28 protein-coding genes are annotated in these 23,804 nt (G+C 64.4%); 7 read left to right on the top strand and 21 right to left on the bottom strand.

Going from position 1 to position 23,804, the window contains the following annotated elements:
• Nucleotides 1–6 precede the first annotated feature (6 nt).
• The 5 genes from AC0IPL_RS14345 to AC0IPL_RS14325 are packed head-to-tail and all read right to left on the bottom strand — an operon-like array spanning nucleotide 7 to nucleotide 5,330.
• The gene (locus AC0IPL_RS14345) at nucleotides 7–1,518 is read right to left on the bottom strand and encodes an aldehyde dehydrogenase (NADP(+)) (protein WP_474275268.1); all 1,512 of its coding nucleotides are present in this window, start codon (nucleotides 1,516–1,518) and stop codon (nucleotides 7–9) included.
• Complete coding sequence (locus AC0IPL_RS14340) at nucleotides 1,515–2,522, bottom strand: 4-hydroxythreonine-4-phosphate dehydrogenase PdxA (RefSeq protein WP_474275266.1); 1,008 nt, start codon at nucleotides 2,520–2,522, stop codon at nucleotides 1,515–1,517. Before AC0IPL_RS14340 ends, AC0IPL_RS14345 begins: the two co-directional genes overlap by 4 nt.
• Nucleotides 2,523–2,543: 21 nt before the next feature.
• Nucleotides 2,544–3,245 carry a GntR family transcriptional regulator gene (locus AC0IPL_RS14335; RefSeq protein ID WP_474275264.1) on the bottom strand — a complete coding sequence of 234 codons (702 nt, stop codon included), beginning with the start codon at nucleotides 3,243–3,245 and terminating at the stop codon, nucleotides 2,544–2,546.
• 1 nt (nucleotide 3,246) lies between these two features.
• Complete coding sequence (locus AC0IPL_RS14330; protein ID WP_474275262.1) at nucleotides 3,247–4,158, bottom strand: dihydrodipicolinate synthase family protein; 912 nt, start codon at nucleotides 4,156–4,158, stop codon at nucleotides 3,247–3,249.
• Nucleotides 4,155–5,330, bottom strand: a complete 1,176-nt coding sequence (locus AC0IPL_RS14325) for an L-rhamnonate dehydratase (RefSeq protein ID WP_474275260.1) — start codon at nucleotides 5,328–5,330, stop codon at nucleotides 4,155–4,157. Before AC0IPL_RS14325 ends, AC0IPL_RS14330 begins: the two co-directional genes overlap by 4 nt.
• 256 nt (nucleotides 5,331–5,586) lie before the next feature.
• Between AC0IPL_RS14325 and AC0IPL_RS14320 the strand changes: the two genes are divergently transcribed.
• The 3 genes from AC0IPL_RS14320 to AC0IPL_RS14310 are packed head-to-tail and all read left to right on the top strand — an operon-like array spanning nucleotide 5,587 to nucleotide 8,468.
• Nucleotides 5,587–6,567, top strand: coding sequence for a TRAP transporter substrate-binding protein (locus AC0IPL_RS14320; protein ID WP_474275258.1), 981 nt, complete (start codon nucleotides 5,587–5,589; stop codon nucleotides 6,565–6,567).
• Between the two features lie 60 nt (nucleotides 6,568–6,627).
• On the top strand, nucleotides 6,628–7,191 hold the full coding sequence (locus AC0IPL_RS14315) for a TRAP transporter small permease (RefSeq protein ID WP_474275256.1): 564 nt from the start codon (nucleotides 6,628–6,630) through the stop codon (nucleotides 7,189–7,191).
• Nucleotides 7,188–8,468 carry a TRAP transporter large permease gene (locus tag AC0IPL_RS14310; RefSeq protein ID WP_474275254.1) on the top strand — a complete coding sequence of 427 codons (1,281 nt, stop codon included), beginning with the start codon at nucleotides 7,188–7,190 and terminating at the stop codon, nucleotides 8,466–8,468. Before AC0IPL_RS14315 ends, AC0IPL_RS14310 begins: the two co-directional genes overlap by 4 nt.
• A 128-nt stretch (nucleotides 8,469–8,596) precedes the next feature.
• Here the strand turns inward: AC0IPL_RS14310 and AC0IPL_RS14305 are convergent, their stop codons facing one another.
• The 12 genes from AC0IPL_RS14305 to AC0IPL_RS14250 all read right to left on the bottom strand — a co-directional run bounded on the left by AC0IPL_RS14305 (nucleotide 8,597) and on the right by AC0IPL_RS14250 (nucleotide 17,276).
• Nucleotides 8,597–8,851, bottom strand: coding sequence for an RraA family protein (locus AC0IPL_RS14305; protein ID WP_474275252.1), 255 nt, complete (start codon nucleotides 8,849–8,851; stop codon nucleotides 8,597–8,599).
• 81 nt (nucleotides 8,852–8,932) lie between these two features.
• The gene (locus AC0IPL_RS14300) at nucleotides 8,933–9,289 is read right to left on the bottom strand and encodes a cupin domain-containing protein (RefSeq protein ID WP_474275250.1); all 357 of its coding nucleotides are present in this window, start codon (nucleotides 9,287–9,289) and stop codon (nucleotides 8,933–8,935) included.
• A gap of 14 nt (nucleotides 9,290–9,303) precedes the next feature.
• Nucleotides 9,304–9,447, bottom strand: coding sequence for a hypothetical protein (locus AC0IPL_RS14295; RefSeq protein WP_474275297.1), 144 nt, complete (start codon nucleotides 9,445–9,447; stop codon nucleotides 9,304–9,306).
• A gap of 3 nt (nucleotides 9,448–9,450) precedes the next feature.
• Nucleotides 9,451–9,582 carry a hypothetical protein gene (locus AC0IPL_RS14290; protein ID WP_474275248.1) on the bottom strand — a complete coding sequence of 44 codons (132 nt, stop codon included), beginning with the start codon at nucleotides 9,580–9,582 and terminating at the stop codon, nucleotides 9,451–9,453.
• A gap of 309 nt (nucleotides 9,583–9,891) precedes the next feature.
• Nucleotides 9,892–10,812, bottom strand: a complete 921-nt coding sequence (locus tag AC0IPL_RS14285; protein WP_474275246.1) for a nucleoside hydrolase — start codon at nucleotides 10,810–10,812, stop codon at nucleotides 9,892–9,894.
• Nucleotides 10,813–10,832: 20 nt separating this feature from the next.
• Nucleotides 10,833–11,519, bottom strand: a complete 687-nt coding sequence (gene pth / locus AC0IPL_RS14280; protein ID WP_474275244.1) for an aminoacyl-tRNA hydrolase — start codon at nucleotides 11,517–11,519, stop codon at nucleotides 10,833–10,835.
• A 77-nt stretch (nucleotides 11,520–11,596) separates the two neighbouring features.
• A complete protein-coding gene (locus AC0IPL_RS14275) occupies nucleotides 11,597–12,838 on the bottom strand; it encodes an NAD(P)/FAD-dependent oxidoreductase (protein ID WP_474275242.1) in 1,242 nt (413 codons plus the stop codon).
• Between the two features lie 157 nt (nucleotides 12,839–12,995).
• Nucleotides 12,996–13,631 carry a 50S ribosomal protein L25/general stress protein Ctc gene (locus AC0IPL_RS14270; RefSeq protein ID WP_474275240.1) on the bottom strand — a complete coding sequence of 212 codons (636 nt, stop codon included), beginning with the start codon at nucleotides 13,629–13,631 and terminating at the stop codon, nucleotides 12,996–12,998.
• A gap of 127 nt (nucleotides 13,632–13,758) precedes the next feature.
• Nucleotides 13,759–14,925 (bottom strand): alpha-hydroxy acid oxidase, encoded by a 1,167-nt coding sequence (locus AC0IPL_RS14265; protein ID WP_474275238.1) that lies wholly within the window; start codon nucleotides 14,923–14,925, stop codon nucleotides 13,759–13,761.
• 145 nt (nucleotides 14,926–15,070) lie between these two features.
• A complete protein-coding gene (locus tag AC0IPL_RS14260) occupies nucleotides 15,071–15,814 on the bottom strand; it encodes a hypothetical protein (RefSeq protein WP_474275236.1) in 744 nt (247 codons plus the stop codon).
• Between the two features lie 77 nt (nucleotides 15,815–15,891).
• Nucleotides 15,892–16,683, bottom strand: coding sequence for a tryptophan synthase subunit alpha (gene trpA, locus AC0IPL_RS14255; protein ID WP_474275235.1), 792 nt, complete (start codon nucleotides 16,681–16,683; stop codon nucleotides 15,892–15,894).
• A 95-nt stretch (nucleotides 16,684–16,778) separates the two neighbouring features.
• Entirely contained in the window at nucleotides 16,779–17,276 is a 498-nt protein-coding gene (locus AC0IPL_RS14250; RefSeq protein ID WP_474275233.1) for an acyloxyacyl hydrolase, read from the bottom strand.
• Nucleotides 17,277–17,480: 204 nt separating this feature from the next.
• Here AC0IPL_RS14250 and ychF point away from each other — a divergent pair, with 204 nt between their 5' ends.
• The 3 genes from ychF (at nucleotide 17,481) to hmuQ (ending at nucleotide 19,651) form a co-directional block, all read left to right on the top strand.
• Nucleotides 17,481–18,578, top strand: a complete 1,098-nt coding sequence (ychF, locus tag AC0IPL_RS14245) for a redox-regulated ATPase YchF (RefSeq protein WP_474275232.1) — start codon at nucleotides 17,481–17,483, stop codon at nucleotides 18,576–18,578.
• A gap of 196 nt (nucleotides 18,579–18,774) precedes the next feature.
• On the top strand, nucleotides 18,775–19,152 hold the full coding sequence (locus tag AC0IPL_RS14240; protein WP_474275230.1) for a DUF2237 family protein: 378 nt from the start codon (nucleotides 18,775–18,777) through the stop codon (nucleotides 19,150–19,152).
• 178 nt (nucleotides 19,153–19,330) lie between these two features.
• Complete coding sequence (gene hmuQ / locus AC0IPL_RS14235; RefSeq protein WP_474275228.1) at nucleotides 19,331–19,651, top strand: heme-degrading protein HmuQ; 321 nt, start codon at nucleotides 19,331–19,333, stop codon at nucleotides 19,649–19,651.
• Between the two features lie 89 nt (nucleotides 19,652–19,740).
• Here hmuQ and trpB read toward each other — a convergent pair whose 3' ends face one another.
• From trpB to ihfB, 4 genes are all read right to left on the bottom strand, one after another.
• Nucleotides 19,741–21,000: a tryptophan synthase subunit beta gene (gene trpB / locus AC0IPL_RS14230; RefSeq protein WP_474275226.1), complete on the bottom strand. Its 1,260-nt coding sequence runs from the start codon at nucleotides 20,998–21,000 to the stop codon at nucleotides 19,741–19,743.
• A 516-nt stretch (nucleotides 21,001–21,516) separates the two neighbouring features.
• On the bottom strand, nucleotides 21,517–22,170 hold the full coding sequence (locus AC0IPL_RS14225; RefSeq protein WP_474275224.1) for a phosphoribosylanthranilate isomerase: 654 nt from the start codon (nucleotides 22,168–22,170) through the stop codon (nucleotides 21,517–21,519).
• Between the two features lie 7 nt (nucleotides 22,171–22,177).
• Nucleotides 22,178–22,528, bottom strand: a complete 351-nt coding sequence (locus AC0IPL_RS14220) for a lipopolysaccharide assembly protein LapA domain-containing protein (RefSeq protein ID WP_474275222.1) — start codon at nucleotides 22,526–22,528, stop codon at nucleotides 22,178–22,180.
• The gene (gene ihfB, locus AC0IPL_RS14215; RefSeq protein ID WP_222478932.1) at nucleotides 22,528–22,812 is read right to left on the bottom strand and encodes an integration host factor subunit beta; all 285 of its coding nucleotides are present in this window, start codon (nucleotides 22,810–22,812) and stop codon (nucleotides 22,528–22,530) included. Before ihfB ends, AC0IPL_RS14220 begins: the two co-directional genes overlap by 1 nt.
• Nucleotides 22,813–23,129: 317 nt before the next feature.
• Here ihfB and AC0IPL_RS14210 point away from each other — a divergent pair, with 317 nt between their 5' ends.
• A complete protein-coding gene (locus tag AC0IPL_RS14210) occupies nucleotides 23,130–23,792 on the top strand; it encodes a ZinT family metal-binding protein (RefSeq protein ID WP_474275220.1) in 663 nt (220 codons plus the stop codon).
• Nucleotides 23,793–23,804 lie beyond the last annotated feature (12 nt).

Raw genomic sequence — 23,804 nt, 5'->3', positions numbered from 1 at the left:
CGTCGCTCAAAGATCCTCGGGCAACAGCGCTTCCGGCAGGTTCTGATAGCAGACCGGCCGCACAAAGCGCCGGATCGACAGCGTGCCAACCGAAGTGGCGCCAAAGTTGGTCGAGGCCGGATAGGGACCGCCGTGCACCATGCTGTCCGCCACTTCGACCCCGGTGGGAAAACCGTTGACCAGCACCCGCCCGGCCTTGCGCTCGGCAATCGGCAACAGCGCACGGGCGGCATCCGTGTCGCCCGCGTCCATGTGCAAGGTCACGGTCAGTTGCCCCTCCAGCCCCCGCGCGAGGGTTTCCATTTCGGCCAGGTTCTCGACCCGCACCACCAGCCCCAATGGGCCAAAGACCTCCTCGCCCAGGCTGTGGTCCTGAAGATAGGCCTCAACGCTGGTTTCAAACAGGTTCGGCCGCGCACTGCGCTCGGCGCTGTCGGTTACCAGCACCGGACGCGCCGCATCGGCCGCCTCAAAGCGGGCCTTGCCGTCGCGATAGGCCTGCGCGATGCCGTCGGTCAGCATCACCTGCGCGGGTGCCTTTTCCAGCGCCGCTGCCGCCGCCTGCACAAAGGCATCGCCCGCAGCACCGGATGCCACCACCGCGACACCGGGATTGGTGCAGAACTGTCCCGCGCCCATGGTCAGCGAGGCCGCCCAGCCCGCACCGATCTCCGCGCCGCGCGCCGCCAGCGCCTCGGACAGTACGAACATCGGGTTGACGCTGCCCAGCTCACCGAAGAACGGGATCGGCTCGGCCCGTTGGGCACAAAGATCAAACAGCGCCCGCCCGCCCGCCAAGGAGCCGGTGAAGCCCACAGCCTTGATGAACGGATGTTGCACCAGCGCCTGGCCGACATCGCGTCGGCCACCTTGGATCAACGAGAACACCCCCGCCGGCATGCCGCATGTCTGCACCGCCGCATGGATGGCTTCGGCCACGATCTCGCCGGTGCCGGGATGGGCGGAGTGCCCCTTGACCACAACCGGGCAGCCTGCCGCCAGCGCCGCCGCGGTGTCGCCGCCCGCGGTGGAGAACGCCAGCGGAAAATTGGACGCACCAAACACCGCCACCGGGCCGATGGGGCGCTGCACCATGCGCAGCTCGGGCCGGGGCAGCGGCTGGCGGTCGGGCAGCGCCGCGTCGTGGCGACGGTCCAGATAGGCCCCGTCCAGAATATGCTGCGCGAACAGCCGCAGCTGCCCCGTGGTGCGGCCGCGCTCGCCGTTCAGCCGCGCCTCCGGCAGGCCGGTCTCCTGGCAGCCAATCTCGGTGATCGCCTCGGCGCGCGCCTCGATCTCATCGGCGATGGCGTTCAGGAAGGCGGCGCGGTCAGCGCGGCTGCTGTAACCATAGCTCCAGAACGCGTCCTCGGCGGCCGCGCAAGCCTGCTCTACCAGCGCCGGTGTGCCGCGGCTGAAGGCATGCGCCGTACCGCTGGCGGGCTCCGAGCGGAAGGTCTCGCTGTGGGCGATCCATTCGCCCGCGATCAAATGTTTTCCATGCGGTTGAAAGCTCATGCCGCAGTCTCCTTTTGCCAGTTGCTGACCATCTTGCAGGCGATCTCGAAGGCGGCGCGGGTGGCCCCCACATCGGCTTCGCCGCGGCCCGCGATGTCAAATGCGGTGCCATGCGCCGGGGTGGTTACCGGCACCGGCAGCCCGCCCTGCACCGTCACGCCGCGGTCAAAGCCCAACAGCTTCAGCGCGATCTGGCCCTGGTCATGATACATGGTCACCACCGCGTCGATCTCGCCGCGGGTCACCTTCAGGAACACGGTGTCCGAGGGCAGCGGCCCGGTGACCGCCATCTGGCCGCCCGCCATGTGGCGCACGGCCGGTTCGATCACGTCGATCTCCTCGCGACCAAAGTTGCCGCCGTCGCCCGCATGCGGGTTCAACGCCGCCACCGCGATGCGCGGGCGCTCATACCCGGCGCGGCGCAGGGTGCGGTCGATCAGATGGGTCGCCTCCTCGATGCGGGTGGCATCGATGGCATCGGCCACATCCTTCAGCGCGATATGGCTGGTCACGCGGCTGGTCCACATGCCGTCCAGCGTGTTGAGCTCCGAGATATAACCGCTGACGCCCAGCTTCTCGGCCATGTAGTGCAGCTCGTCCGAATGGCCGATCCCGGCCATATGCATCGAGGCCTTGTTGAAGGGCGCAAAGACAATCGCGTCGATTACCCCCTGCTGCACAAACGCCAATGCCTGATCCAGCACCCGCAGGGTGGACCGGCCCGAAGCCTCGGTGCTTTCGGCCAGCACCACCTCGTCCGGCGTCAGGGTCTGCATCTCGTGCAGCGCCAGCCCGTCCACCTTGGTCCAGTCTGCGGCGGCGGCATCCACTGCCGTCATCTCGTGGCTCAGCCCGGCCTGCGCCTGGCCCAGTTTAAACACATGGCGGTCGCCGATCAGCAGCACATCGGCCTCTGCGATGCAGTCCTCGGCCAGCAGCCGGGCGACCAGTTCCGGCCCGATGCCGCTGGGGTCACCGGGAATAAGTCCAATCCTTGGGGACATGTCTACTCCGTTTCGTCGGCCCTAACGCGCGTCGCGCAGGGCGTTTCTGATGTTGCTCACAGCCGAGGCCAGATGGCGGCGCAGGGCGGTGGAGGTGGTCTTGGCATCGCGTCGGCTCAGCGCCTCGACGATTGCGCGGTGTTCGGCAAAGGTCTGCTCGCGACCCGACTGGCGTTGCGAAGACTGAAAACGCGCCCGCCACAGGCGCGCGTTGTATTTCTGATGGGTATCAATGAGCGGCGCATTGCGGCTGGCCTGCACGATGGTTTCATGCAGCTCCATGTCCAGCCGGAAGGATTCCAGCGGTGTCAGGCTGCCGTCCTCGGCCTCCATCCGCTGCTGGCAGTCGATCACCTTGGCGATCTCCTCCTCGGTGATGGACGCACAGGCCAGCTCGCCCGCCAGTGCCTCCAGCGCGCCCATCACAACCAGGTTCTCCTCGATCTCGCGGATCGGCGGGTTGGCCACCTGCGGGCGGCGGGTGACCGAATATTCGATCAGCCCGTCCTGCTCCAGAATGGTCAGCGCCTTGGTCAGCGGCGTGCGGCTGATGCCCAGCGCCGCCGCCAGATCCCGCTCCGAGATCTGCGCGCCCGCAGGCAGCTTCTCCAGCAGGATCAGCTCGCGCAGCTTGTCGGCCGCAATCTCGACCAACGTGGCACGCGGGCGCGCCAGGGCCAGTTCACTGGTGTCCAGGTCGGAGATTTCAGCCTTCTTGCTCATGTCATTTGCCCCATGTCAGCACCACCGGATCCAGCGGCCGGATCAGTCGGAAAAGAGCCTCCTTTGTCTGCGAATGCAATGGCGCGATGGGGTGGCGGCAGAAATCCGAGGCAATCACGCCCCCCTCCACCATTGCCGCCTTGGCAGAGCGGAAGCCGCATTGGCGGTTTTCATGGTTCACCGCAGGCAAAACCCTTGCATAGGCGGCGGTCGCCGCATCCAGATCGCCCGCGGCGAAATGATCCAGCACCGGCTTGATCTGATCGGGGATCATCGCGCTGGTCATGGCACCGGTCGCACCGGCCTCCAGATCCGCCAGCAGGGTGATCGCCTCCTCGCCGTCAAACGGGCCTTCGATGGCATCGCCGCCCGCGGCCACCAGATCACGCAGCTTGGCGGCGGCCTGGGGGCATTCGATCTTGAACAGCTTTACCATTTCGATCTCGCGCGCCATCCGCACCAGCAGCGGCACCGGCAGATCGACACCGGACAAAGGCGCATCCTGCACCATGATCGGCAGGCCGACATCGCCGACGCGAGCAAACTGCTCGTACGTCTGCTCGGCAGAGCCCTTCAGCAGCGCGCCGTGGTAGGGCGGCATCATCATCACCATCGCCGCGCCGTGGTCCTTGGCATGCTGGGCACGCGCCACGGCGATCTGCGTGGCGTAATGGCTGATGGTGACGATCACCGGCAGGCGGCCTGCCATATGCGCCAGCGACACTTCGGTCAGCTTGCGGCGCTCTTCATCGGTGATCAGGAATTGCTCCGAGAAGTTGGCCAGGATGCAGATGCCATCGCTGCCCTGATCGACCATGCAGTCGATGACGCGTTTCATGCCCTCGTAGTCCACCGTGCCGTCCGGGTGGAACGGGGTCGGTGCGACGGGCCAGATACCGGAATATGTGGTCATTCTGTAATCTCGAAGTTGTGCAGGTGTTTGTCGGTGATTTCAATGCCAAGCCCCGGCTTGTCATCATCCAGCTGCAAGAAGCCGTCCACCGCCTCCGGGTCACCCTCGAAGATGTAATAGAACAGCTCATTGCCGACCTCGACGTCGAACACTGGGAAGTATTCGGCAATCGGGCAATTCACGTTGGCCATGGTCAGATGGTAGTTGTGCATCTGCCCGGCATGCGGGATCACCGGGATCTGCGCCGCCTCGGCAATCGCGTTGATCTTCTGCGCCGCGGTGATACCGCCGACCCGGTTGGTGTCATATTGCAGCACGCTGACCGCGCGGCGGTTGATCAGCTCGGCGCAGCCGATGACAGAGAATTCATGCTCGCCACCCGAAATCGGCACGCTGCCCATCGCGTTCAGTTCGGCATAGCCTGCCACATCGTCGGCAATCACCGGCTCTTCCAGCCAACGGGGCTCGTATTTCTCCAGCTTGGGCAGCATCCGCTTGGCGTAATCCAGGTTCCAGCCCATGTAGCATTCCAGCATCAGGTCGTTGTCATAGCCAATGACCTCGCGCAGCGCTTCCACCCGTTTCAGGTTCTCGCGCATGCCCGCCATGCCGTCCTTGGGGCCAAAGCCGAACCGGGTCTTGTAGCCGGTATAGCCGTTCTTCATCGCCTCTTCGGCCTCGGCCTGCATCGATTCGACCGAGCCTGAATAGAGCTTGGAATAATAGACCGGGATCTTTTCCTTGGTGCGACCGCCCAGGAGCTTGAACACCGGCTTGCCGGTCAGCTTGCCCATCAAGTCCCAGATCGCGATGTCGATGGCGGACATCGCGGTCATGCCGATGCCCTTGCGTCCCCAGGCGTGGCTGCGGCGGTACATCTTTTCCCACAGGTACGCGTAGTCAAAGGGATCCTCCCCGATCACCAGCGGCGCGTACCAGTCGTCGATCGCCTGTTTCACAACCGTCGGCGCCAGGGCTGCATTGCCGATGCCGATGGTGCCGTCCTCGGTCTCCACCTCGCAGGTCAGCCACTGGTGAAAGCGGAACGACGCCATCGCATCGCCCTTGGTCCACAGGGCGTCCGAGGCGTTGGTGCAGAAGTTCCCGGTGGGCGGAACGGTCGGCCCCTTCCAGCTCCAGACTCGGGTTCGAACAGATTTGATCTTGGTCATTCAGGACTCCCCTTTCTCTCATTTGGCGCTGTGTCCGGCGCCGGTGATCGGCGGCTGGGACACGAATCATGTTGACATCCGTTGTAACATGGTAATGGTATTTTGGAATGCCAAAATGCTAAAGCGCCAAAAAACGAGGGGGACACGGCGCGGCGCAGAAAGGCGGCTTTCCGCCAGATGCGTCTGCCCTGTACAAACACCCCAAGACGGCGTCGCGGATGCGGCAGGACGTTCAAAACACACCGGAGGAGACACTATGAAAACCTTGACCAAGACCCTGAGCGCGAGCCTCGCCGCCGCGACCCTCACCATTGCCGTGCCCGCCGCGGCAGAGACCTATATCGTGGCCGTCGGCGCCGCCTCGAACAGCCTTCAGGGCAAAAGCGCGGCCCGCTTCGCCGAGGAGCTTCAGACCCGGCTGGGCGACGCGCATAAGGTGGAATTCTACGCCGATGCGCAGCTTGGCAACGAAAAGGAGCTGATGCAGCGGCTGCGTCTGGGCACCGTCGACTTCACCCTGATCTCCTCGATCATGACCAACGTCGCGCCGGAATTTGCCCTGTTCGACATGCCCTTCCTGGTGCAGGACCGCGCCCACCTCAAGGCGATCGACGCCGAGATCGTGCAGACCGATCTTGCGCCGCTGGCCGAGAAAGCGGGCCTCAAGGTGCTGTCGACCTGGGAGAACGGGTTCCGCCAGATCACCAACAGCGCCCGCCCCATCAACACCCCCGCCGACCTCGACGGGCTGAAGATTCGCACCCCCTCGTCGGAATGGCGGGTGTCGATGTTCAAGGAATGGGGCGCGAACCCCACGCCGATGTCCTTCTCCGAGGTCTTCGTGGCGCTGCAAACCGGCACCATGGACGGCCAGGAAAACCCGCTGACCAACATCGTCGGCGCCAATTTCCAGGAGGTGCAGGGCTACCTCAGCCTGACCGGCCACGTCTACTCGCCCACCTATCTGACCACCGGCGCCGAGACCTGGTCCAAACTGCCGGCCGATGTCCAGACCGCTGTCAGTGAGATCGCCGCCTCGGTGCAGGACTGGTCGCTGGCCCAGGGGGAGACCGCTGACAACGAACTGGTCGAAAAGGTCCGCGCTGCCGGGGTTGAGGTGAACGAGGCCGACAAAGCCGCCTTCATCGCCGCCTCCGCGCCGATCTATGACGCCTTCGCCAACCAGGTTCCGGGCGGCGACGCGCTGGTCGTGCGCGCGCAAGAGCTGGCCAAGTAACAACACCCACGCCCCGGCCCGGCACCCCCGGCCGGGGCACTCACAAGACTGGAGGTGGGCATGATCGCACAGATCGAGCGCATACTTTTACGGGCCATCGAGACGATTTGCCTTTTGCTGCTGGTGATCCTGGCGGTGTCGGTCGTTTATGCGACCACCATGCGATACCTTGGCGCCTCGCCGGCATGGTATGATGAAATCGCCAGCGTTCTGCTGGCCTGGCTGACCTATTTCGGCGCCGCCTATGCGGTGTTTTTGCGCCAGCACATGGGCTTCTCCGGCCTCGTCACCGCGTTGCCGCGGCATCTGGCGGTGGCACTGGCGCTGTTCTCCGAACTGCTGGTCATCACCTATTTCGCCGTCGTCGCCTGGTACGGCAACGCGGTGCTGGCGGTGGCCAAATGGGATTCGCTGCTGTCCTTGCGCTGGATGACGCTGGACATCGTGCAATCGGTGATCCCGATTGCCTCTGTCATCATGATCATCGGCACCCTGCTGACCCTGCCCCGCGCCCTGCGCGCCGCGGCTGAGGGCATCGACCCGGAACATGCCGAAATCGAACAGGCGATCGCCGAGGCCGAGGCCGAAACCGCCGCACTTGCCCACAAGGAGGGCATCAAATGATCCTGCTGCTGACGACGGTTGTCCTGATTGCGCTGATCCTCATCAACGTGCCGATCGCGGTGGCCATCGGCGTGGTGTCGATGGGGGGCTTCCTGCTCACCTCTGGCCCGAACGCGCTCAACGACATGGTGATCAAGCTCTACTCGGGCTCCACCTCCTTCCCGCTGATCGCGATCCCGCTGTTCATCCTTGCGGGCAACCTGATGAACACCTCCGGCATCTCGGTGCGGCTCATCAACTTTGTCACCGCACTGATCGGCTTCATCCGCGGTGGGCTGGGCATGGTGAACATCGGCGTGTCGATGGTCTTTGCCGAGATCTCCGGCTCGGCGGTGGCCGATGTGGCCGCCACCGGCACCGTGCTGATCCCCGAGATGAAACGACGCGGCTATTCGCGCACCCTGGCGGCGGCGATCACCTCCTCCTCCGCCTCGCTGGCGATCATCATCCCGCCGTCGATCCCGATGATCCTTTATGGCGCGATTGCGGAAACCTCTGTGATCAAACTGTTCGTGGCCGGCGTGGTGCCGGGCCTTCTGGGCGCGTTCCTCTTGATGCTGGTAACCTGGGTGCTGGCGGTGCGCTATGATCTCCCCCGCGCCGAAGGTTTCGACCTCGGCTACGTCTGGAAAACCTTCAAGGAAGCGTTCTGGGCGCTGACCATGCCGGTCATCATCCTCGGCGGCATCTTCTCTGGCCTCGTCACCGCGACGGAAGGCGCAGGGCTCGCGGTGCTGGCCGCGCTGGTGATCGGCCTCTTCGTCTACCGCGATCTGGACCCATCGCGCCTGCGCAAGACCATGCTGGAGGGCGTCAGCCAGACCGGTATCGTGATGCTGCTGGTCTCCACCTCCGCCGCGCTGGGTCTGTTCCTGACCCAGGCACAGGTGCCGCAGACGCTGGCGGCCGAGATCACCGAGATCACCACCAACCCGCTGATCGTGCTGGCGCTTCTCAACCTGCTGCTCCTGGTGCTGGGCATGTTCCTGCACGGGGCGGCGGCGATCATCCTGGTGGTGCCGGTGGTGATGCCGCTGGTGAACGCGGTGGGCATCGACCCGATTCACTTTGGCATCATGGTGACGCTGAACCTGGCCATCGGTCAGCAAACGCCGCCGGTCGCCTCGGTTCTGATCACCTCCTGCTCGATTGCCAAGGCCGGGATCTGGGAAACCTCACGCACCAACCTGCCGTTCATCGGCGTGCTGGCGCTGATCCTGTTGCTGGTCACCTATGTGCCGCAGGTTTCGCTGGCGCTGACAGGCTACCTCGACTGACCTCCCCTCCTGCGGGCCGCCACACGCGTCCGGCCCGCAGAAACTCGCCCTGACAGCCCGGTCAGACCCGGCCTGTCAGGGCATATCCTTTTTCGCTCATGAAAAACCGACGGCACCCGGCCCGCGCGTTACTGCGCCTCGGTGATCTGCGCCAGGGTCTCACCCGCCGACAGCCGCTCCAGGATGGAGCCCTCATCCGCCTGCATCCGGCGGACGCGCTCGGCATGGTGCGCGGCCTGTTTCGGGTCCGGAACCGCCACCCCGTTCTCATCCGCCAGCACGATGTCGCCGGGTCGCACTCGCACGCCGCCGCAGCTGATCGGCACGTTGATGTCGCCGCCCAGGCGGCGCAGCTTGGTGGTAGCCGGCGACCATCGCGGCACAGGTGGTCACCAGCGCAGCACCGCTCCAGCGCGCCGCCCGGTCAATGAGGTTGGCCGCCCGCAGCGACCCGTCAGTCAGTTTCATGGTTTCAGGACCCCTTCCGGTCCAGGGCACAGCATGCATTCGTCGCAATAGACGGCGACCACCCCCCATTCGTCCGACAGCACTTCCACCGTGTGATCCAACCCCGGCGGCAGCCGCACTGCGGTGCCTTCGGTCATGTGGTACTCCCCGCCGCAGGCCCGCAGCACCGCCTCGCCCTTCAGGGTCAGCGTCACCTCCTCGCGCGGGTGGCTGTGGGCAAGGGATTTGGCGCCCTTCTTGCCGGTGGTCACGCTCGGCTTGACGTAGCCGTCACCGCACGCGGCCGGGGAGAACAGCTCCTTCTGCTCAATGTCGAAAAGCTGCACCGGATCGACCGATGCAACTTGCTTCATCTCCGGCCGCAGCGTCATTTGCGGTAGACGTCGAGGATGCTCAGCAGCCCCTCGATGTCTCCCTTTTCGCTGCCCAGCTGGCCCGAGGGGAAGACCTCGATCTGCACCCGGCCTTCGGTGCGCTCGGCGACATCTTGGGCAAAGCCGCTGGCGGCGATGTGTCAGCTGTGGCTTTCGGGCAGCACGTGGCCCAGGCGGATGGTGACATCGGCGGCCAGGGTGGCGACCGGGGTGACGGCAACGAGACATGCCGCCAGCATGCCACGCTTGAGAGATGAGAGAGCGTGTTTCATTGGAGGTTCTCCTGCTGGGCTGTTTGTTTGGAACAAAAAAACCCGAAGCCGGATCGCGCGCAAATAGAGCAAAGCTATGGGTGGCAGAAGTTTCCTGAATGCTGGCGCCGCCCGCATACGCCTCATGGGCGGCGGAACGCGCACAAGATCGGGCGTCATGGGAGCTTTATCGGGGAAAATCAGAACCCTTTCCGGGCTCTATTGACAGCAACGGCAGCGCGCACGCGGTGCTGTTGCCCCCGGCCAACCGCGGGCCGGGGGTGATTTTGCAGACGGTTCTTTGCCGACCAGATGCCGTTCAGATGCCTATCAGGGCAGCAGCGACAGCCGTTTCAGGAACAGATCCTTCACCGCATCGGCCTCAACCGTCATGCAGACGTTGACGGGATCGCGGCCACTGTCCAGCGCCGCCAGGGTCGCGCCTGAGGTCTCGCCCTCGCAGGACACCCGCAGCGGCACCTGCCGCGTGCCGAACAGGTCGGGGTGGGTGCAGGCGATCACCGCCGCCGGGTCATGCAGCGAGCAGCCGTTCAGCCCGGCCACCTCAAGATAGAACTTGATGTAGAAATGCGACATCTGTTGCAGCATGCTGCCCAGGCGCGGCGACCTGGCAGCGATGGCGGCAAAATCCTCGGGCACACAGAGAATGCGGTGGGTGACGTCCAGGCCGACGAAGACCACCTTGTCGCCACCGGTGCAGACCACATCCGCGGCATGCGGGTCGTGGTAGATATTGGCCTCGGCGTGGGGGGTGATGTTGCCGCCCTCCTCCAGCGAGCCGCCCATGATGACGATACCTTTGACGTTCTTGATGAATTCAGGATCGCGCTGCATCGCCAGGGCGATGTTGGTCAGGGGACCAACCGGGCAGACTACCAGCTCACCCTTGTGGTCGCGCGCCATGCGGCACAGAAAATCGGCGGCGTCCTCCGCCAGAGGTTCGGCCTTGGGGGTTTCGGCAGGGATATCGCCAAAGCCCTCTGCCCCGTGCACATGCGCCGACGGGGTGAAGGGCGGCAACACCAGCGGCGCCTCAGCCCCTTGGGCCACCGGCAGATCCAGCCCCGCGGCCTCCAGCAGGCGCAGCGCGTTGCGGGTGGCTGTCGGCGTGGTCACATTGCCGAAGATCGTGGTCAGGCCCAAAAGCTCAATATCCGGTGCCGCGGCGGCGTAGAAAATTGCCATCGCATCGTCGATGCCCGGATCGGTGTCGATAATCAGCTTTACCATTTGTCGTGCCTCCTGCGGCGTCACTTGAATTTGTCCATCAGCCGTTCCATCGGCGAGCGGGTGTCGGCCGCGGGGTCTTCCTTGGCAGCCTTGGTCCCGGCCTTGCCCTCGCCCTTGGGCTTGGTGGTGGAGCTGCGCGGCGGTGCCACCCGCAGCGCCACCGCGTTCATGAACTTGCCGCCGTCACCGCGGGCCAGCTCAGCCGCCCCGTCAGAGATGCCGCGCATCAGGTCGTCCAGCCAGCCCTCATCGGCCTTGGGGAAATCGCGCAGCACATAGCCTGCCACCGCGTCCTTGTGGCCCGGATGGCCGATGCCCAGCCGCACCCGGCCATAGTCGGCGCCAATATGCGAATGGATCGAGCGCAAGCCATTGTGGCCCGCGTGACCACCGCCCTGCTTGATCCGCGCCTTGCCCGGTGCCAGATCCAGCTCATCATGCAGCACCGTCACATCGGCGGGCGTCAGCTTGTAGAACCGCATCGCCTCGCCCACTGACTGGCCGGAGAGGTTCATGAAGGTCTGTGGCTTCAGCAGCAGCACCTTTTCGCCGCCCAGGCTGCCCTCGCACAGCAGCGCCTGGAACTTGGCCTTCCACGGGCTGAAGCCATGGTCGGCGGCGATCTGGTCCAGCGCCATAAAGCCGATGTTGTGGCGGTTGCGTTCGTATTTCGGGCCGGGATTCCCGAGGCCGACAAAGAGTTTCATGGGGTCTGCCCGCGTGTGTTTTCCGTGGCCCAAGGTGATGCCCTATCCCGGCACCGAAATCCAGTGCTGACGGCGGATCAGGCGTAGCGGCGGCTGGCGGCATAGGGGGCAAGATCCAGTCCCGGATCACGCCCCTGCGCGAGATCGGCCATCAGCCGCCCGGTCAGCCCGCCCAGCGTCAGGCCGACGTGCTGGTGGCCAAAGGCATACAGCAGCCGCGGCGACTGTGCACTGCGGCCCAACACCGGCAGCGAATCCGGCATCGTCGGGCGGCGGCCCAGCCAGGTGCTCGAGGGGGCGGGCAACGGCCCCAGCATTTCGGCACCGCGCCGGGCCAGATAGTCCAGCCGCCGATTGTTCATCGGCGCGTCCAGCCCCGCGATCTCCACCGTGCCCGCCAGGCGCAGGCCATCGGCATGGGGTACAGCGTAAAAGCCGCCCTCCGCCCAGCCAACCGGGCGCGTCACCCGGTGGCCCTCGGAGCCGAACATCAGGTGATAGCCGCGCTCGGTGCCCAGCGGCAGCCGCTGCGTGCCCGCGCCGCGGATCTGGCGGGAATAGGCACCAGCGGCGATCACCGCGTGATCGACGGTCAGGCTCTGCCCGCCAGCCTGCAGGCGCACGCCTTTGCCGTCGGCCTCCACCGCCTCCACGGACGCGGTGAGGGTCGCGCCGCCCATCTCATCGAACGCTCGGTGCATCCGGGTTATCAACGCCTGCGGGTCGCGCAGGTGGCGGGCCTCGGGAAAATGCACGGCGCGCCGGATCGGCAGCTTCAGCCCCGGCTCCATCGCCTGCGCCTGCGCAGGTGTGACCTCCCGCCAGGTGACTCCCAGGGCGCGGCGGCGCGCCAGATCGGCGTCCGCCGCAGCGGCGCCCTCGGCGGTGGACCAGACCGACAGCTGGCCGCGGCATTCCACCAGATCCTGCGCGCCCGCCGCCTCGATCAGCGGATCGATGCCGTCATCGGCATGGTCCATCAACGCCGCCAGATGCCCGGCGATCCGCGCCGACGGTCCGGAGCGGCAATTGGCCAGAAACGGCAGCATCCAGCGCGGGTGCGTCACCGCATGGGTGTAAGACACCCCCAGCGGGCTGTCGCCGGACAGCATCAGGCTGGGCAGGCTGCGCAACACCGAAGGTGCATTAACCGGCAGGCAGGCATAGGTTGCCAGCGTGCAGGCATTGCCGGAACTGGTGCCGCTGCCCGGCGGGTTGGGATCCGCCAACAGCACCCGCAAACCCCGCATCCGCGCCCAGAGTGCGCAAGACACGCCGATGATCCCGGCGCCTGCGATGGCCATGTCATACTCCGCCATCCGTGCCTCCGTGATACTGACAGCTGCCGCCAGAGGGGCAGCGCCGTGCGCAATTGTCAATCTGCCGCCGGACTAAAAACACAGGATAGGAACACGGGCACAAAAAACGGGCCCCCGAAACGGGAGCCCGCAAATCTGTCCCATCAAAGGGCAGGTCTTACTGAGCGACCTCGGTCGCTTCGACCTCATCGGCGTCGCTTTCGTCGTCATCCGATGCGGTCAGGCCGCCGGGGGATGCGATGTTGGCGATCACGAAATCGCGGTCGATGGTCGGCTTGGAGCCCTCGGGCAGCTCGATCGAGGAGATGGTCACGACGTCACCGATGTTCAGACCGGCCAGGTCGACAACCAGCTTCTCGGGGATGTCACCGGCGGTCACGACCAGCTCAACCTCAGGGCGGGTGACGTTCAGCATGCCGCCCTTCTTGATGCCGGGGGCCTCTTCCTCGTTGATGAATTCAACCGGGATCAACAGGTTGATTTTCGAGGTGCGGCGCAGGCGCATCAGATCGAAGTGGGTCGGCAGGTCCTTCACCACGTCACGCTGCACGTCGCGGCAGATCACGCGCACGTCGTCCTGACCTTCGACCTTCAGGTTCCACAGGGTGGACTTGAAATGGCCGGCTTTCAGCTTTTTCAGCAGCACGTTGAACGGGATCTGGATCGCAACCGGGTCCACATCACCACCGTAGACAACGCCGGGAACCATGCCTGCGCGGCGGGCTGCGCGAGCGGCGCCCTTGCCCGTCCCCGCACGTACTTCGGCGACGAGATCAGGAATCTCTTTTGCCATGTCTATTCTCCAATATATCTAGGGCGGGGTGCCTCCAAGGCTGTCACCCCGCGTGAAGCCGTGCCTATAGACCGGAACGCCGCCTTTGGGAAGGGGCAAAGCCCACAGCGCGGCCAGCGCGGCGGCATTAATCCTGCCAGCGCCCGCCGAAATCCTGCGGTACCAGCAGGTTGTGGCGCCCCAGATCCTGCACGCGGCGTTCACCACAAAGCGCCATGGTGGTGTCCAGCTCCTTGCGAATCACCTCCAGCGCCGTTGTGACGCCCTTTTGCCCCATCGCTCCCAGGCCATAGACGAAGGCGCGGCCGATCATGGTGCCGCTGGCCCCCAGAGCCAGCGCCTTCAGCACGTCCTGGCCGGAGCGGATGCCGCTGTCCAGGTGCACCTCGACGTCACCGCCGACCGCATCCATGATCTCCGGCAGCATGCGGATGGAGCTGAGCGCACCGTCCAGCTGCCGCCCGCCGTGGTTCGACACCACGATGGCGTCGGCGCCCAGCTTGGCGGCCATGCGCGCGTCCTCGGCATCAAGGATCCCCTTGAGGATCACCTTGCCGCCCCACATCTCCATCAGCTTTTCGACCTTGGTCCAGTCCAGCGCCGGGTCGAACTGTTCCGCCGTCCAGACCCCGAGCTGCGAGGTGTCGGAGACACCCTGCACATGGCCAACGATATTGCCGAAGTTGCGCCGCTTGGCGCCCAGCATCTCAATGCCCCAGGCCCATTTGGTCATCAGGTTGGCGATGGTTTTCGGCGTCAGCTTGGGCGGGGCCGACAGCCCGTTTTTCAGATCCTTGTGGCGCTGGCCCAGGATCTGCAAATCCAGCGTGATCACCAGCGCCGAGCAGTTGGCATCCTTGGCCCGCTGGATCAGGCGACGGATGTAATCCTCATCTTTCATGGTATAAAGCTGGAACCAGAAGGGTTTAGAGGTCGCCTCGGCCACCTCCTCGATCGAGTTGATCGACATGGTGGACAGCGTGAAGGGCACGCCAAACTCCTCGGCCGCTTTTGCCGCCTTGATCTCACCGTCCGCGTGCTGCATCCCCGTCAGCCCCACCGGTGCCAGCGCCACCGGCATCGCCACGTCCTGGCCGATCATCTGGGCCGCCGTCGAGCGGCCGGACATATCCACCGCCACCCGCTGGCGCAGGCGGATCTGGTCAAAGTCAGACGTGTTGTCGCGGAAGGTCTGTTCGGTCCAGCTGCCACTTTCGGCATAATCATAGAACATCCGCGGCACGCGGCGTTCATAGATGCGCTTGAGGTCGTTGATATTGGTGATTACCGGCACCGGCCATTCTCCCGCCTTGATCTGGTAAAATTTCCTTACCAATCCCGAAGGTCAAAATCAACGGCGCCTTTGCCGCAGGCTGAAAACGCGAAAAGCCGCACCCGTTGGTGCGGCTCTGCGGCCCGCTGGGAATGGTCTATGCCCTTCAGGCGGCGGTTTCGGGCGCTGTCTGCGGCCCGGCGCCCTCATATGCCATACACAGCGCGGTCGCCGTCAGATGAATGCCGAACAGTCCAGCCAGCTGGCCAAGGAAATCGAACAGCAGTGTTACGGCTCTGGGCGCATCTTCCCACAGGTGATTTCCCAAAAAAATGACACCGGCGAACGAGGCCAGGGTGAACAACCCGTTCCCTGTCAGCAACAACAGCAGCGTCGTCCAGAAGGACTGTTTGCCACGCTGCAAAGCCGTAGAGAACCGAGCATCCTGCAGCGCCGCCGCCGCGGGCAAAGCCGTGCCAAACAAGGCCAGAACAACATAGACCAGCAGCCCCGCAGGAAAGACCCCAAGCATCATGACAACCACAGGGAGGGTCCGTTTAGGCCCCGGAACAATCCCATAAAGAAGCCACGCGAAAAACGCCCAAGCCAGAAAGCCGACCAGCCAAAGGCCACCCAATCTCAACATAAAAGGCTTCTGCGGCCCGGCCAGCGGCCCGATCGGCTGCCGCTTGAACACATCAGAAACAGCCGCTTTTTGCCCGCTCAGCAGCAGGCGGTGGCTGAACAGGCTTACAAAAGCAAACACCAAAAGGCTTGCGACCAAAACACCGCTTCTGGACCCGGCAATCTCGGCAATGACATCAAGCGCTACCGCCAAAGCCGCAAACATTGCAAACAGCGGAAAGCTCGCACAGAACACGCGGATGGCACGAGCATACATCTGAAACATGCAAGATCCAAAATTGTTGTCAAAGAAACGTATCAAGCGCTTGGCGGTCAACACCCGCCAAGCGGTGTTTGCCGCGCTCAGCCCTTGTGCGCGCCGTCAGCCAGCGACTTGACAAAGGCCAGCACCTCTTCCGGCGACTTGCCGGAGGCGATCTGGCTCACGATGGCGCTGCCCACCACCGCACCATCGGCGACCGAAGCGATCTTTTCCGCCTTTTCCGGCGTGTTGATGCCAAAGCCCACGATGATCGGCAGATCGGTCGCGGCCTTGATGCGGGCAACCTCGGGGCCGACGTCGCCGGCCTCGGCCTCTGCCGCGCCGGTGATGCCGGTGATCGAGACGTAGTAGACAAAGCCGGAGGTGTTTTGCAGCACCTTGGGCAGGCGCGCGTCATCGGTGGTGGGGGTCGCCAGACGGATGAAGTTCAACCCCGCCTTCTGGGCCGGGATGCACAGCTCGTCGTCTTCCTCGGGGGGCAGGTCGACCACGATCAGCCCGTCAATGCCCGCCGCCTTGGCGTCAGCCAGAAACGTGTCGACGCCGCGGTTGTAGATCGGGTTGTAGTAGCCCATCAGCACGATCGGGGTGGTGTCGTCCTCCTTGCGGAAGTCCGCGGCCAGCTGCAACGTGCGCTCCAGCGTCATGCCGCCGTCCAGGGCGCGTTGCCCGGCCAGCTGGATGGTCGGTCCATCCGCCATTGGATCGGTGAAAGGCAGGCCCAGTTCGATGATGTCGACACCCGCCGCGGGCAGCCCCTTCACCACCTCCAGAGACGTGTCGTAATCGGGATCCCCCGCCATCACATAGGTGACAAAGGCTTTCTTGCCGGCGGCGTTCAGGTCGGCGAATTTGGCGTCAATGCGGGTCATGGGGCGGGCCTTTTGAAATCTGTCCGCCCCGGTGTGCCGAATGTTGCGCGAGAAATCAATCCCGCGCCCGCCAGCCGGGCCGCGCCATGTGCCGGTCAGCCCCCGAGCGGCATATGCCAGCGCAGCGTCAGCGCATTGACGCCCGGGTTCTGGTCGGCGGTGGAGGCATTCGATTTGTGGCTGATCGCCAGCGACACCGCCCGGCCATTGTCGAACCGTTTGCCCACCGCCAGAAGGCTGCGGATTTCAAAGGTCGAGCCGAGGTCGTTGCCGGCAAACCCTTCGTGGTAGACCCCCGGCATCACGCTGGTTTCTACAAACCAGTTGTTGTCCAGATCGAACACACCGCTGACGCCCAGCCCGACAAAGGCGTCGCCCTCGGCCTGCACCTCCAGCGCGCCACCCAGCCGCGCCGACAGGACGGTGCCCTGATGAAACGGGCGCGCCGTGTATTCCGCCGTGAACAGGGCGCTGTCGCGAGCGCCATCGCGGGAGTAGCGGGAGTAACCGGCGCCGAGCGTCAACTCTTGTGCGGCCACCGGCGCCGCCATGGACGCGGACATGGCCGCTGCCAGCAAAGCTGTTTTTGTCATGATGCCCCTCGTGCAATGCAAAGTCTTGATGCTCAAATAAAATTCTTTTGCGATTTTCCAAGTCGCTTCACGCAATTGCAACAAGCATGTGACCTGTGCACCTCCGCACAGCCGGGAAAACCGCCCATAGCTTCGACACTGGTGCCTTGCGACAGGGGGCAATACTGCCTAGAAGCGGCTCCCAAGTGGCATCAGGAGGCCGAAATGGGCTTTAAAATGGGAATCGTTGGCCTGCCTAATGTGGGTAAGTCGACATTGTTCAACGCGCTGACCAAGACCGCCTCGGCGCAGGCGGCCAATTTTCCGTTCTGCACGATCGAACCCAACGTGGGGGAGGTGGCCGTGCCGGACGCGCGGTTGGACAAGCTGGCAGCGATTGCGCAGTCCAAGCAGATCATCCCGACCCGGATGACCTTTGTGGACATTGCGGGCCTGGTGAAGGGCGCGTCCAAGGGCGAGGGCCTCGGCAACCAGTTCCTGGCCAACATCCGCGAAACCGACGCGATCGCGCATGTTCTGCGCTGCTTTGAGGACGGTGACGTCACCCATGTGGACGGCCATGTGAACCCGGTCGCCGACGCCGAGGTGATCGAGACCGAGCTGATGCTGGCGGATCTGGAAAGCATCGAGAAGCGCCGCGCCAACCTGGTGCGCAAGCTGAAGGGCAACGACAAGGAAGCCCAGCAGCAGGACCGTCTGCTGGCCGCCGCGCAGGCGATGCTGGAAGACGGCAAGCCCGCCCGCCTGGTCGAGGTCGACGCCGAGGACGCCAAGGCCTGGGCGATGTTGCAGCTGCTGACCACCAAGCCGGTTCTCTATGTCTGCAACGTCGGTGAGTCGGAATCGGTCGACGGCAACGAACATTCCGCCAAAGTGGCGGACATGGCGGCGGCACAGGGCAACAGCCACGTCATCATCTCGGCCCAGATCGAAGAGGAAATCAGCCAGCTGGATGCCGATGAAGCCCAGATGTTCCTTGAGGAAATGGGCCTGGCCGAGGCTGGTCTCGACCGGTTGATCCGCGCCGGCTATGAGCTGCTGCATCTGGAAACCTATTTCACCGTCGGCCCCAAGGAAGCCCGCGCCTGGACCATCCGGTCCGGCACCGCGGCACCGCAGGCAGCGGGCGTCATTCACGGCGATTTCGAGAAGGGCTTCATCCGCGCTGAAACCATCGCCTATGACGATTTTATCGCCGCAGGCGGCGAACAGGGGGCCAAGGAAGCGGGCAAGATGCGCGCCGAGGGCAAGAGCTATATCGTCAAGGATGGCGATGTTCTGCACTTCCTGTTCAACACCTGAGCAGCCCTTCCACGAAACTGCGCGCCGCCTGCCAAGACCTTGGCAGGCGGTTTTCTTTTGCTCCAAAGCCCGGATTGTACAGGGGATTGACCCGGCGCGCCGCTTTGCCATGATGGTGGCAGGGTGCCGAAAATCCGGGCACCCGCCAGCAATTGCGCTAGAGTCACCGGCATCCGCAGGAAACACAGGCTGTACCATGCAAAAAGACACCAGCATTAACGTCCTAGGCGGCCCGCTCGCCCCCTGCTCTACCGCGCCGCTGACCGGTTTCTTCCGCGACGGCCATTGCAACACCTGCGCCGAAGACCATGGCAGCCACACCGTCTGCGTGGTGATGACGGCGGAGTTCCTGGCGTTCTCGAAATACGTCGGCAACGACCTGTCGACCCCGCGGCCCGAATTCAGCTTCCCCGGCCTGCAGCCCGGCGACCGCTGGTGCCTGTGCGCCGCGCGGTTCCTGCAAGCGGCGGACGAGGGCTGCGCACCGCGAGTGCATCTGGAGGCCACCCACCAGCGCGCCCTGGACATCGTGCCGCTGCGCATGCTGCAATCCTATGCCGCGGATCCCGCCTGACCAAACGCGGCTGCGCGGTCCCCGCATGACAGGAACCGCCTGTCAGGAACCGTCTGAGCGGTGCATTGACCTTTGCGCCGCGCTGCCGTAACTGCGTCGCCAAGCCAGCCTGCCGGACCCTCGCCGCTGCCAGCCTTTCCTCTGGTACCCGCCGCACAGCACAGGAAGGCCGCTCCGCATGAGCTATATCGCCATGAACCGCTTCAAGATCCGCCTTGGCCGCGAAGCCGATTTCGAAACCATCTGGGCCGCGCGTGAAAGCCGCCTGAAAGAGGTGCCGGGCTTTCGCGAATTCCGCCTGCTGAAAGGCCCAGAAGGTGAAGATCACCGGCTGTATTCCAGCCATGTGATCTGGGACAGCCGCGCGGATTTCGAGGCCTGGACCAAATCCGAACACTTCCGCGCATCCCACCGCAACGCGGGCAAGCGCGAGGGCGAAAGCCCGATCATGGGGCATCCGCAGTTCGAAGGGTTCGAGACCGTGCTGCACGAGGTCTGAGCCGCGGGGAGCTGACCCGCCAACGGCATGACCCAGAACGACAAAGGCGCCCTCGTGGGCGCCTTTATCATTGCCTCTGTGGGGCGGGCTCACTCCTCGAAGGTGCGGCCTTCCTCGGTGTCGGACATGTCAAAGCCGAGATGCTTGGCGACGGTATAGACGTCCTTGTCGCCGCGGCCGCACATGTTCATCACGATGATGTGGTCCGATGGCAGGTCCGGCGCGATCTTGATCACATGCGCCAGCGCATGAGAGGGCTCCAGCGCCGGGATGATGCCTTCGGTGCGGCAGCTGACCTGGAACGCCTCCAGCGCCTCCTTGTCGGTGATCGACACATATTCAGCGCGGCCGGTGTCATGCAGCCAGGAATGCTCCGGCCCGATGCCGGGATAATCCAGACCCGCGGAAATCGAATAGCCTTCCTGAATCTGGCCGTCCTCGTCCTGCAACAGATAGGTGCGATTGCCATGCAGCACACCCGGACGGCCGCCGGTCAGCGAGGCGCAATGCTCGATCCGGTCATCCACGCCCTTGCCACCAGCCTCGACGCCGATGATCTTTACCGACGGGTCGTCCAGGAACGGGTGGAACAGGCCGATGGCGTTGGAGCCACCGCCGATCGCGGCAATCACGGTGTCCGGCAGACGGCCTTCGCCCTCCTGCTCGGCCAGCTGCCAGCGGACTTCCTTGCCGATGATCGACTGGAAATCGCGCACCATTGCCGGATAGGGGTGCGGCCCCGCAGCGGTGCCGATGCAGTAAAACGTGTCGCGGACATTGGTCACCCAGTCGCGTAGCGCGTCGTTCATCGCATCCTTCAGCGTGCCCCGGCCAGAGGTCACCGGGATCACCTCGGCGCCCAGCAAGCGCATGCGGAACACGTTGGGTGCCTGGCGTTTGACGTCATGGGCGCCCATGTAGACGATGCATTTCAGCCCGAACTTGGCGCAGACGGTGGCGGTGGCCACCCCGTGCTGGCCGGCGCCGGTTTCGGCGATGATCCGGGTCTTGCCCATACGCCGCGCCAGCAGGATCTGGCCCAGCACGTTGTTCACCTTATGCGCGCCGGTGTGGTTCAGCTCGTCGCGCTTCATGTAGATCTTGGCGCCGCCCAGTTCCGCCGTCAGCCGTTCGGCGTGATACAGCGGGCTGGGACGGCCGACATAATGGGTCCACAGATCCTGCATCTCGGCCCAGAAGGAGGGATCATCCTTGGCGCGGTTGTATTCTTCTTCCAGGCTCAGGATCAGCGGCATCAGGGTCTCGGACACAAAGCGCCCGCCAAAGATGCCAAAGCGGCCCTGTTCGTCCGGCCCGTTCATGAAGCTGTTGAAAAGATCATCGGCCATGGTGTTCCCTCTCACTTTCGCAGCGCTTGCCCTGAGTATAGCGCGGCGCGGCCTTGGTAAAGGGAGATTGCGCACGCGGATTTGCCCGGCGCCGGGCCTGGCCCTGCCGGTGTGCTGCTGCGGTTTCCTGCCTGCTGGCCTGTCCCCATTGCGGGGGGAGTAAAGAATGGCGGCGCCGCCAAAGAGGCGGAGGCGGGACGGGAGGTTCCTCCCGCACGCTAAACGTTGTCTCTGCGTGCCCCTGCCACGGGGCCCTGTTCCATGCTGCCGGGCGAGTCAGACCCGGCTGTGATCGCGATCGCGCACGAGTGTGACAGGTGCCCCTTAAATTTGCCTCAGACCTGCGTCCGCTGGCTGCGCAACACCTGGGGCGGAGCATCTGGCGGCGGTCGTCGTCATATGAGTATTTTTGGAATGATGAAGCCGCAGCGCTTCTGCTTTCATCTTTCTCCAAATACGCATCTGCGACAGGCGACAGGCGACAGGCCCGCTGCCGCCAGCAAAGATGCGCAGGGATCAGGCGCGGGCGGCGTGGGCGGCCTTGGTGAAGGCGTCCATCAGGTCCGCGTGTTTTTCGCCGGGCGCACGTTCGACCCCCGATGAGACATCGACCTGGCGGGCGCCGGTCATGCGAATTGCCTCTGCGACATTCTCCGGGGTCAGCCCTCCGGCCAGCATCCAGGGTTTTTGCCAGTATTTGCGCCCTGCCAGCAGCCGCCAGTCAAACGCCAGGCCGTTGCCGCCGGGCAGCACAGCATCCTTAGGCGGCTTGGCGTCGATCAGGAGCTGGTCGGCCACCTGTTCATAATCGGCAATCTGCGGCAAGTCCGACGCATCGGCGATGCCCACCGCCTTCATGACCGGCAACCCGTAGCGCGCGCGGACCTCTGCCACCCGCTGCGGCGTCTCGCGGCCGTGCAGTTGCAGCATGTCCAGCGGCACCGCAGCGGTGATCGCATCGAGCTCGGCATCGCTGGCATTGACCGTCAGCGCCACTTTGCACAGGCCCACGGGGGCCGCCGCTGCCGCCGCGGCAGCCGCATCGATGCTGACGTGGCGGGGCGATTTGGCAAAGAACACCAGACCGGCATAGCCCGCCCCCGCCGCGGCGGCAGCGGCCATGTCCCGGGGCGTGCGCAGCCCGCAGATCTTGACCCGGATGTCCGTCATCCCCGGGTCAACCCGCGTCGTCGAGCAGGGCCAGGACCTCGTCCTTGCCCTCGTGCTTCTGCCTTTTCAGGCGCTTTACTTCGCGGTTCAGCTTTCGCGCCTCGCGCGCCTTTTGCGCGGCTTCGCTGCGGTGTTTGTGCTCGCGGATCCACTCCCACAGGAAGCCGATCACAAGACCAACACCCACCCCGCCCAGCACCACCACGAACAGCGGCAGCGCCATGCCGTGGTTGAAGCCGAAGAGATCGGCCAGCGCATCGGGCATCAGCCGAAGCTGGACCACGGTGCTGTTGGCCAGAGATACCGACACCAGCACAATGGCCAGGGCCGCAAGAACCGCGTAGCGAATGTAACGCATCAGGCTTTCCCGTTCAGGCGGTCCCTCAAGAGTTTCCCCGTCTTGAAGAACGGCACATGTTTTTCCTCGACATTGACCGTTTCACCGGTGCGGGGATTGCGGCCGACGCGTGCGTCCCGCTTCTTGACCGAAAAGGCACCAAAACCGCGCAGCTCTACCCGGTCGCCCCGCGCCATGGCATCGGTCACTTCCTCGAACACCGTGTTCACGATCCTCTCTACGTCCCGCTGATACAGGTGCGGGTTTTCGTCTGCAATCTTCTGAATGAGTTCAGAGCGGATCATCGTCTGTTTCCTCCCAGGTCACCGGTTTATCTCGGCTATTATTCTGAGAGTATAGGAAAAAACCAGTGGCAGGGGAATAAAATGCCGGCGCCGGGGCGGGGTATTCCGGGCCTATCGGCCAGGTTTCGCCCCCCCTGCCCCCCATAACCGGGCTACAGATCGCCGCCGCAATGCGGCATCGGCGGCGGTGGGATGCAACGCCGCGCTGCATGATTCGGCAGCTTGGGCCGCGGTTGGGACGCGCCGCACTTGCATGAAGGCGGGAAACGTTTTATGCGGATACTGTTATGTTATTACATACAGAAAGAGACCCTCGCATGACCAAGACAAAACTGATCTCCCTGCCCGCCCTTGCGGCTGGCGCGCTGCTGCTGACGGCGGCGCTGCCTGCGGCTGCTGCCAACACCCACAGCCATGACCACAGCCGTACACAGACCGAGGCGGAGAAGCGCATCTACAAAGGGTATTTTGAGGACGCCGAGATCCAGCCGCGCCCCCTGTCCGACTGGGAAGGCGACTGGCAATCGGTGTTTACCTACCTGGAGGACGGCACCCTGGATCCGGTGCTGAAGGACCGCGCCGCGCATGGCAGCAAGACGGTTGAGGAGTATCGCGCCTATTACACCACCGGGTATGGCACCGATACCGATGCCATTCGCATCGACGGGCAGACTGTCACTTTCACCAGTGATGCGGGCCGCGTGAGCGGTACCTACGTGTCCGACGGGCATGAGGTCCTGACCTACAAGAAGGGCAACCGCGGCGTGCGCTATGTCTTCAAGAAGGAAAGCGGCGACGCGGCAGCGCCCGGCTATATCCAGTTCAGCGACCACCACATCGCGCCCAAGAAGGTCAGCCATTACCACCTGTACTGGGGTGACGACCGCGCCGAGGTGCTGAAGGAGCTGACCAATTGGCCAACCTACTACCCGGCGTCGATGAGCGGCGAGGACATCCTGCACGATATGCTGGCGCACTAAGTCGCGCCAGAC

The sequence above is a fragment of the Leisingera sp. SA32 genome, from assembly GCF_056033425.1.
The sequence above is the reverse complement of the archived record's forward strand: the minus strand, read 5'-3'. Positions and strand labels throughout refer to the sequence as shown.

Coding starts and splice junctions, on each gene's coding strand:
- trpA (WP_474275235.1), bottom strand. CDS start 16,683: ATGACCCGCATTGACGCCAAATTCGCCGACCTGAACGCCGCCGGCAAG.
- AC0IPL_RS14345 (WP_474275268.1), bottom strand. CDS start 1,518: ATGAGCTTTCAACCGCATGGAAAACATTTGATCGCGGGCGAATGGATC.
- AC0IPL_RS14310 (WP_474275254.1), top strand. CDS start 7,188: ATGATCCTGCTGCTGACGACGGTTGTCCTGATTGCGCTGATCCTCATC.
- AC0IPL_RS14335 (WP_474275264.1), bottom strand. CDS start 3,245: ATGAGCAAGAAGGCTGAAATCTCCGACCTGGACACCAGTGAACTGGCC.
- AC0IPL_RS14320 (WP_474275258.1), top strand. CDS start 5,587: ATGAAAACCTTGACCAAGACCCTGAGCGCGAGCCTCGCCGCCGCGACC.
- AC0IPL_RS14290 (WP_474275248.1), bottom strand. CDS start 9,582: ATGAAACACGCTCTCTCATCTCTCAAGCGTGGCATGCTGGCGGCATGT.
- AC0IPL_RS14225 (WP_474275224.1), bottom strand. CDS start 22,170: ATGACGGACATCCGGGTCAAGATCTGCGGGCTGCGCACGCCCCGGGAC.
- pth (WP_474275244.1), bottom strand. CDS start 11,519: ATGAAACTCTTTGTCGGCCTCGGGAATCCCGGCCCGAAATACGAACGC.
- AC0IPL_RS14315 (WP_474275256.1), top strand. CDS start 6,628: ATGATCGCACAGATCGAGCGCATACTTTTACGGGCCATCGAGACGATT.
- ychF (WP_474275232.1), top strand. CDS start 17,481: ATGGGCTTTAAAATGGGAATCGTTGGCCTGCCTAATGTGGGTAAGTCG.
- AC0IPL_RS14270 (WP_474275240.1), bottom strand. CDS start 13,631: ATGGCAAAAGAGATTCCTGATCTCGTCGCCGAAGTACGTGCGGGGACG.
- AC0IPL_RS14250 (WP_474275233.1), bottom strand. CDS start 17,276: ATGACAAAAACAGCTTTGCTGGCAGCGGCCATGTCCGCGTCCATGGCG.
- AC0IPL_RS14330 (WP_474275262.1), bottom strand. CDS start 4,158: ATGACCACATATTCCGGTATCTGGCCCGTCGCACCGACCCCGTTCCAC.
- trpB (WP_474275226.1), bottom strand. CDS start 21,000: ATGGCCGATGATCTTTTCAACAGCTTCATGAACGGGCCGGACGAACAG.
- ihfB (WP_222478932.1), bottom strand. CDS start 22,812: ATGATCCGCTCTGAACTCATTCAGAAGATTGCAGACGAAAACCCGCAC.
- AC0IPL_RS14260 (WP_474275236.1), bottom strand. CDS start 15,814: ATGTTTCAGATGTATGCTCGTGCCATCCGCGTGTTCTGTGCGAGCTTT.
- hmuQ (WP_474275228.1), top strand. CDS start 19,331: ATGAGCTATATCGCCATGAACCGCTTCAAGATCCGCCTTGGCCGCGAA.
- AC0IPL_RS14300 (WP_474275250.1), bottom strand. CDS start 9,289: ATGAAGCAAGTTGCATCGGTCGATCCGGTGCAGCTTTTCGACATTGAG.
- AC0IPL_RS14210 (WP_474275220.1), top strand. CDS start 23,130: ATGACCAAGACAAAACTGATCTCCCTGCCCGCCCTTGCGGCTGGCGCG.
- AC0IPL_RS14340 (WP_474275266.1), bottom strand. CDS start 2,522: ATGTCCCCAAGGATTGGACTTATTCCCGGTGACCCCAGCGGCATCGGG.
- AC0IPL_RS14325 (WP_474275260.1), bottom strand. CDS start 5,330: ATGACCAAGATCAAATCTGTTCGAACCCGAGTCTGGAGCTGGAAGGGG.
- AC0IPL_RS14240 (WP_474275230.1), top strand. CDS start 18,775: ATGCAAAAAGACACCAGCATTAACGTCCTAGGCGGCCCGCTCGCCCCC.
- AC0IPL_RS14220 (WP_474275222.1), bottom strand. CDS start 22,528: ATGCGTTACATTCGCTACGCGGTTCTTGCGGCCCTGGCCATTGTGCTG.
- AC0IPL_RS14285 (WP_474275246.1), bottom strand. CDS start 10,812: ATGGTAAAGCTGATTATCGACACCGATCCGGGCATCGACGATGCGATG.
- AC0IPL_RS14275 (WP_474275242.1), bottom strand. CDS start 12,838: ATGGCGGAGTATGACATGGCCATCGCAGGCGCCGGGATCATCGGCGTG.